Source organism: Streptomyces sp. NPDC000229, assembly GCF_040300825.1.
Taxonomy (GTDB): domain Bacteria; phylum Actinomycetota; class Actinomycetes; order Streptomycetales; family Streptomycetaceae; genus Streptomyces.
On the sequence record NZ_JBEPEL010000143.1, the window covers coordinates 1 to 7,538 of the forward strand.

A 7,538-nucleotide genomic window follows, 5' to 3' on the forward strand; every position below is an offset into this window, starting at 1 on the left:
GCGGGACCTCGGCGCCCCGGCGGCGGTCACGTCCACCGACGACGCCGAGCCGCCCGCCACCTGGCTGGAAGACCTTCCCTGGCAGGCCTCATGGCCAAGGTCCGAATCACCCGGCCGGGGCCGGGCAGGCCCCGGACCCGGCCCGACCGCATCGTCGCGGACAAGGGCTACTCGGCCCGCAAGATCCGCGCCTACCTCCGCAGACGCGGCATCGCCGCGACGATCCCGGAGCGGATCGACCAGGTCAACGGACGCATCCGGCGAGGCGAGAGCCTCTGCCGCCTCGACCGGGCCGCCTACCGGCGGCGCAACGTCATCGAGCGCTGCTTCAACCGGCTTAAACAGAACCGGGCCCTGGCCACCCGCTACGACAAACGCGCCACCCACTACCAAGCCATGGTCACTCTCGCCTGCCTCCGACTCTGGCTCCCATGACTTTCCGAACACGACCTAGAGCGTCGTGCGGCCGCGAACGCCATCGCAGCGCGACCGCAGGTGCCGGAACCCGTTCGGGCAGCGGCTGCTACAGCGCTTGGCTGCCTTGATGCAGGCAACCGCCCGGGCACCCTCAATGCCATGGAAGATCTCACTGTCGCGATCCACCGCGAGCACATACGGCCGACCGGCCGCCGACGATCGTAGTGGATACCGCCCTGACGAGCGGTTCCACCACAGCGGTGCTAAAGCGTGTTGCAGAAGGCTGTGTTCGGGCATTTTTCCTGTATGGGTGGGGTGCTGAGGGCTGAGCCGTTGTGGTGGAGACGTTCACGGGGCTGCGGATGCGGCAGTTCGAGCGACTGCTGAAGGTGGTGCGGGAACGGGGTGGGAACGGTCCTGGCGGTGGTCGGCCGTGGTGCCTGCCGCTGGCCGACCGGGTGCTGCTCGTCGCGGTGTACTACCGCACGAACCTCATCATGCGACAGCTCGCGCCGCTGTTCGGTGTCTCGCCGGCAACGGTGTGCCGGGTCATCCAGCGGCTGCGGCCGCTCCTGGCCATCGAGCCGGCCACCCGCCCTGCCGATGTGGTCGAGCGGTTGTGGATCGTGGACGGCACTTTGATCCCGGTCCGTGACCGCACGGTCGGAGCCTCCTCACGCAACTACCGGTTCTCCGCGAACGTGCAGGCGGGTACGAGGGTGCCGTCCACGATGAGCACGGTGTCTTTACTGAACCGCTTGCGCGGCTGGAGTGCCGCCAGTTTCGGACCAAGGTGTTCGATGATCCGGTCGGCGGCCGACTTGGAGACCCCGAAGAGCGGGGGCGAGCTGGCGCAGCGTATTCGTGCGCCACTACGCCACGACGAGGAGCACCCGGTCTTCCAATGACAGGCTCCACGGCCGACCGCGCCGTGTCCCGTCCGCGGCCTCATGGCGAACCACGGTCACCAGCTTGCCGAAGCAGCGAGGGCTCAGCCCGGTGAACGGGACTATCCAGGACGGCTCCGACGCCGTGATCACACCAGCCACTGCCGACGATGGCGTAGTGACGGCCTGCGAGAACCCGCAGTTCTGGCATGTCCGCAGGCTGTCACAGCTGCCATGCCGGAATCTCGCCAGTATGCCGCCCAGCGCCTGGAGCACCGCAGAGCCAGCGACTGAGGGCCAGCCTCTATTCCTACGGCGTAGCAGAAGCCGTTGCCCGTACTGCTCGATGAGGGGGTGACGCCGATGGCTCGCTGATCAAGCTACATCCGAAAGCATGAATGGAGGCATTGCTTCCGTTTCTATTCCTGCCTGGGTCGTTGAGCACATGAGTGGCGTCCGCACCGGGTTCTCCTTGGCGACTCGCCGTGCACGTCACGCCGAACCACAGGAAGGAGAACCCGCATGCATCTGACGCCACATGAGCAGGAGCGGCTCATGATCCGTGTCGCGGCGGATCTGGCCGAACGACGACTCAGGCGCCAGCCTGATCTCGCACTGAACTACCCGGAAGTCATGGCGCTGTTGGCGGCCTATGTGCTGGAGGAGGCCCGCCACGACACGAAGACGGTCGCCGAGCTCATGGATACCAAGCTGAGCGATGTGGCGAAGTCGCTCAAGATCCCCAATAAGGCCGGCAACGGCAACTTGACGGACTTCGAGGTCATGGACGGCGTGCCCGAGATGATCCGCGACGTGCAGGTCGAAGCGACGTTCAAGGACGGCACGAAGCTGGTGACCATCCCGGACCCGCTCGGCAAGGCGGACCCTCGTGCGAAGGTCTACCCGGGCAAGTACGAACTTCTCGCGGAGGACGGTCGGCACGCGGTGACGTTCAACGCGGACGACCACGAGGACTCCTTGAGGGAGGGGCCGCTGTGGGCGAAGAACACCGCGAAGCGCCCCATCCAGGTCGGCTCCCACTTCCACCTGGGCGACGTGAATGCGTGCCTCAAGTTCTTCAAGGACGAGAAGTGCACCGACCCGGCCGACGATGACGTGAAGGGGAAGCGGCTGCACATTGCGGCCGGTACGTCGGAGCGGATCGAGCCCGAACACGTACGCGAAGTGTGGGTGGTGCCCATCAAGGGAGACCACTTGGTCAAGGGCCTTCGAGTCAAGGATTCGAGTGAGTGGAAGGTGGCCCCATGAGTGGTAGCTCCGGTCAGACGAGTGGTGTGGTGAAGTCGACGCCGCGCGAGCTCAGCTTCACCGTGCGCCCTCCGGTGCCGCTGTGGCGGCAGGATTACGCCACGCTGTACGGCCCGACGAAGGGCGACCGGGTCAGGCTCGCCGACACGAATCTCATCGTCGAGATCGAGGCGGACTGGTGCGGGGGGCCGGGCCGTAGCGGCGACGAGATGCTTTTCGGCGGCGGCAAGGTCATCCGGGAGTCGATGGGCCAGTCGCATTTCCCCAGGAGCGACCCCACACACAATCCGGTGGACACGGTGATCACCGGTGCGCTGATCATCGACTACTGGGGTGTGGTGAAGGCCGACGTCGGCCTGCGAAACGGCGAGATCAAGGCGATCGGCCAGGCTTACAACCCGGAAACGATGACACCGAAGCCCTACACGGCCGAGGAAAACCGGGGCGGGCGTGCCTCGCACTTCGTGGTGGGGCCGGAAACCGAGGTGATCTCCGGCAACGGGCGGATCCTGACCGCGGGCGGCATCGACACCCATGTGCACTTCATCGGCCCCGGGCAGATCCACGAGGCACTCGCGTCGGGAGTGACCACGCTCATCGGCGGCGGCACCGGCCCCGCGGAAGGCAGCCGGGCCACCACCGTGACGCCTGGCGAGTGGCACCTCCGGCGGACGTTCGAGGCCCTGGACGCCTACCCGGTCAACATCGGCCTGTTCGGCAAGGGCGGCACGATCTCCTACGAGGCGCTGGAGGCCCAGATCAAGGCCGGCGCCATCGGCCTCAAGGTCCACGAGGACTGGGGAGCCACCCCCGCGGCCATCGATAAGGCGCTGGAGATCTGTGACACCTACCACGCCCAAGTCGCCCTGCACGCCGACTCGATGAACGAGTCCGGGTTCGTCGAGGACACCTTCAACGCCACCAAGCACCCCGACACCGGCAAGCCCCGAGGCATTCACGTCTTCCACGTCGAAGGCGCCGGCGGCGGCCACGCACCGGACATCATGAAGCTGGTGGGCAAGGGCTACGAGAGTGTCCTGCCCGCGTCGACCAACCCGACCCGCCCCCTGACGGTCAACACCGTCGCCGAGCACATGTACATGATGGTCGTCTGCCATCACCTCAACCTCGACGTCCCTGCGGACAAGTCATACGCAGACTCGCGTATCCGGCCCTCCACCATGGCCGCCGAGGACTGGCTGCACGACACCGGCGCCATCTCGATGATGTCCTCCGACTCACAGGCCATGGGGCGTATCGGCGAGATGATCATGCGGACCTGGCAGACCGCGCACGTCATGAAGAAGCGCCGCGGCCACCTGCCGGAGGACACCGACAGGCGCGACAACTTCCGCGTCAGGCGCTACATCGCCAAGTACACGATCAACCCGGCCATCGCCCATGGCATCGACGAGCATGTCGGCTCCGTCGAGCCAACCGGCCCCGGTGGTACCTCCAAGGTCGCCGATCTGGTGCTGTGGGAGCCGAAGTTCTTCGGCGTCAAGCCACACATGATCATCAAGGGCGGACAGATCGCCTACGCGCAGGTCGGCGACGCCAACGCGTCGATCCCGACACCGCAGCCGTACTTGCCCCGCCCGGTGTGGGGGGCATGCGGCCGGGCCCCGGGAGGCAACTCCTTCAACTTCGTGGTGCCCGAGGCGGTCGGCATCAAGACGAAGTACAACCTGACCAAGGGGGTGAAGGAGACCAAATCCACTCGTGACGTGACCAAGCAGAGCATGAAGCTCAACGATGAGTCGCCGGAGATCGAAATCGGTCCCGAGACTTTCAGCGTCACCATCGGCGAGAGCAAGAGCAAGAGCCAAACCACGGGCACAGCAGCCACGGCCACGGGCCCCGGCACGGGCACGGGCACGGGCACGGGCACGGGCTCCGGCACGGGCACAGCCGCGAATCCCCCGGGACATGAGTGGGGCACGACCATGGACAGCCTCACCAAGGTGGAAGGCGCCCCGAATGACGGGCTGATGTTCGAGAAGAACCAGCCACCGAATCCGGATCTCTATGAGACCGAACTGCCCATGGCTCAGCGGTACTTCCTCTTCTGAGCACGACATCGGCCCGGCGGCGCTCCGCCGCCGGACCGCCTGCTCGGGAAGTCCCTCCTCCTGAACTCCGTACCTGCGAAAGGCAGGCCACCGTTCCCATGAGCCATGCCGCCCTGCTCGTCCTGGCCGACGGCCGTTTCCCCGCCGGTGGGCACGCCCACTCCGGCGGTGTGGAGGCCGCGGTCGCCTCGCACGGTGTCCACGACGCCCCAAGCCTGGAGGCGTTCTGCCGGGGCCGCCTGCACACCGCCGGGCTGACCGCGGCCGGCCTCGCCGCCGCGGCCGCCACCGGATACGACCCGATGGCGCTGGACGAGGCCGCCGACGCACGCACCCCCGTACCGGCACTGCGGCAGGTCGCCCGCAAGCTCGGCCGGCAGATGCTGCGGGCCGCCCGGGCCGCCTGGCCCTGCCCCGAGCTCGACCAGATCGCCCACCGCCTGCCGCAGGGTGCACACCAGCCCGTGGTCCTGGGCGTCGCAGCCCGCGCCGCCGGTCTGACGCCGTTGGACGCCGCCCAGTGCGCCGCGTACGAGAGCATCGGCGGCCCCGCGACGGCGGCGGTGCGGCTGCTCAGCCTCGACCCGTTCGACGCGACCGCCCTCCTTGCCCGGCTCGCCGGCGAACTCGACGACGTCGCCGCCACTGCCGCCGAAGCGGCAGCGCAGCTCGCCACCGACGGTGTCGCAGCCCTGCCCGCCGCCTCGTCGCCGCTCCTTGACATCACCGGCGAACAGCACGCCGCCTGGCCCATGCGGCTCTTCGCCTCCTGACACCCCACACCGTTCGGAGAACGCCATGCACCTCGACCACGACACGACCCTGCCGCACCACCACACCCCCAGCGCCGACGCACTGCGCCCCAACGGCAGCCGCCGCGCCCTGCGCATCGGCCTCGGCGGGCCCGTCGGATCCGGCAAGACCGCCACCGTCGCCGCACTGTGCCGCGCCCTGCGCGACCGGCTGTCCATCGCGGTCGTCACCAACGACATCTACACCCGCGAGGACGCCGAGTTCCTGCGCCGCGAAGCCGTGCTGCCGCCGGAGCGCATCACCGCCGTCGAGACCGGCGCCTGCCCGCACACGGCGATCCGCGACGACATCTCCGCCAACCTCGAAGCCGTCGAACAGCTCGAGGAGACACTGCCCCCGCTGGACCTGATCCTCATCGAGTCCGGCGGCGACAACCTCACCGCAACCTTCTCCAAGGGCCTCGTCGACCACCAGGTGTTCGTCATCGACGTCTCCAGCGGCGACGACATCCCCCGCAAGGGCGGCCCCGGTATCACCACCGCCGACCTCCTCGTCATCAACAAGACCGACCTCGCCCCCTACGTCGGCGCCGACCTGGACACCATGGCCGCCGACGCCAGCCGGCAGCGCGGCAACCTCCCCGTCGTCTTCACCAGCCTCGCCTCAAACGACGGCATCCAGCCCGTCGCCGACTGGGTCAACGGCTGCCTGGCCGCCTGGCGGGCCGAGGCCGCCGTATGACAGCCACCGCACCACACCCGAGCTCGCCGCCCACCACAGCACCCCCCGCACCGACCGCCGCAGCATGCGAGATGGACAGCGGGCGGACAGACGAGACGTCCGCAGCCGGAAGGGTGCACCCAACGGACCCCGAACATTCCGGGGTCCGGGCCACCGCCTTCATCAGGGCCGCCCGCGACGGCTCCACCACGACGGTGCCGCTCATGCGCAACAGCGGCCCCTTCCACCTGCACCAGACGCAACCCCACAACGGGTGGGCCCGGGTCAGCGTGATCAGCTCCATGTGCGCACCCCTGGGCGGGGACCGGCTCGCCCTCGACATCATCGCCGAGGAACACGCCAGGCTGGAGGTGACCACGCCGACCGCCACCATCGCGCTGCCCGGCGCCACCACCGCCCCCGCCACCTACGACGTCCGCCTCACCGTCGCCGACCACGCCATGCTGACCTGGCTGCCCCAACCCCTGATCAGCGCCTCGGACAGCACCCTTCACCAGACCTGCACCGTCGACCTCGCGCCCACCGCGGCCGTCCTGCTACGCGAGGAGCAACTCCTCGGCCGCACGGCCGAACCCCCAGGCCACCTCACCACCCGCCTCACCGTGTACCGCGGCGGCCGCCCCGTCCTCGACCAGCACACCGCCTACGGCGGGACGGCACCTGCCTGGGACGGCCCCGCCGTGCTGGGCGGACACCGCGCCGCCGGCCAGCTCCTCGTCGTGGACCCCCACCTCGCCACCGACCACCCATCGATCCTCATCGGCGACGACCCCGAGAAGGGCCACGCCGTTCTCACCCCGCTCGCCCAGCACCCCGCCTACCTGGCCACCGCCACCGCCACCACCCTCCACCAGGTGGGCAAGCTCCTCGACACCGCGCTCGAACACATCCGGAACATGTAGATGGGACCAGCCTGAGGCGCGGTTCGGGTGGACATCCGACGGATCGTGCAAGGGACTCACGAGCAGTTCTTCCCACTCGGCGGCTCGGCGGGGGATCGGTCGAGCGACGAAGGCGCCCGGTTGCCACCACGCACAGACTCCCGGCAAGGCAGTCGGTGTCAGTTCCGCCTCGTGGATGACGGGGCCGGAAAGCAACATCACCAAGGAGGCAACATGCCCACGGCCACGACGAGCCCGTGATGCCCTACGAGGTCATGCGCTGGTTCATGGGGCAGGTGGTCGAGCAGGTAGACCGCTCCCGCATCGCGTTCAAGCAGGGAGAATCGTCGGCGGTGGATGATCAGGCAAGTGGCTGGTGTGATCACGGCGTCGGAGCCGCCCTGGATGGTCCCGTTCACCGGGCTGAGCCCTCGCTGCTTCGGCAAGCTGGTGACCGTGGTTCGCCATGAGGCCGCGGACGGGGCACGGCGCGGTCGGCCGTGGAGCCTGTCACTGGA

At 68.5% G+C, this 7,538-nt stretch carries 5 protein-coding genes and 5 pseudogenes; 9 read left to right on the forward strand and 1 reads right to left on the reverse strand.

All coding sequences use genetic code 11. From position 1 onward, the window contains the following. Nucleotides 1–87: 87 nt before the first annotated feature. Nucleotides 88–435 (forward strand): annotated as a pseudogene (locus ABT360_RS34690) (transposase); the annotation flags it as partial. A 288-nt stretch (nt 436–723) separates the two neighbouring features. Further along, nucleotides 724–1,124: pseudogene (locus tag ABT360_RS34695) on the forward strand (helix-turn-helix domain-containing protein); the annotation flags it as partial. Between the two features lie 2 nt (nt 1,125–1,126). Here the strand turns inward: ABT360_RS34695 and ABT360_RS34700 are convergent. Further along, nucleotides 1,127–1,466: pseudogene (locus ABT360_RS34700) on the reverse strand (transposase family protein); the annotation flags it as partial. Between the two features lie 360 nt (nt 1,467–1,826). Here ABT360_RS34700 and ureA point away from each other — a divergent pair. The 7 genes and pseudogenes from ureA to ABT360_RS34735 all read left to right on the forward strand — a co-directional run. Next, nucleotides 1,827–2,177 (forward strand): annotated as a pseudogene (gene ureA / locus ABT360_RS34705) (urease subunit gamma); the annotation flags it as partial. Nucleotides 2,178–2,249: 72 nt separating this feature from the next. Further along, nucleotides 2,250–2,573 carry an urease subunit beta gene (locus ABT360_RS34710; protein ID WP_351825651.1) on the forward strand — a complete coding sequence of 108 codons (324 nt, stop codon included), beginning with the start codon at nt 2,250–2,252 and terminating at the stop codon, nt 2,571–2,573. Then, nucleotides 2,570–4,645 (forward strand): urease subunit alpha, encoded by a 2,076-nt coding sequence (ureC, locus tag ABT360_RS34715; RefSeq protein ID WP_444852378.1) that lies wholly within the window; start codon nt 2,570–2,572, stop codon nt 4,643–4,645. The genes ABT360_RS34710 and ureC overlap by 4 nt, the downstream gene beginning before the upstream one ends. Nucleotides 4,646–4,743: 98 nt before the next feature. Continuing rightward, nucleotides 4,744–5,418 carry an urease accessory protein UreF gene (locus ABT360_RS34720; RefSeq protein ID WP_351825645.1) on the forward strand — a complete coding sequence of 225 codons (675 nt, stop codon included), beginning with the start codon at nt 4,744–4,746 and terminating at the stop codon, nt 5,416–5,418. A 25-nt stretch (nt 5,419–5,443) separates the two neighbouring features. Further along, complete coding sequence (gene ureG, locus ABT360_RS34725; RefSeq protein WP_351825647.1) at nt 5,444–6,139, forward strand: urease accessory protein UreG; 696 nt, start codon at nt 5,444–5,446, stop codon at nt 6,137–6,139. 203 nt (nt 6,140–6,342) lie between these two features. Next, nucleotides 6,343–7,041, forward strand: a complete 699-nt coding sequence (locus tag ABT360_RS34730; RefSeq protein ID WP_351825649.1) for an urease accessory protein UreD — start codon at nt 6,343–6,345, stop codon at nt 7,039–7,041. A gap of 348 nt (nt 7,042–7,389) precedes the next feature. Next, nucleotides 7,390–7,538 (forward strand): annotated as a pseudogene (locus ABT360_RS34735) (IS5/IS1182 family transposase); the annotation flags it as partial.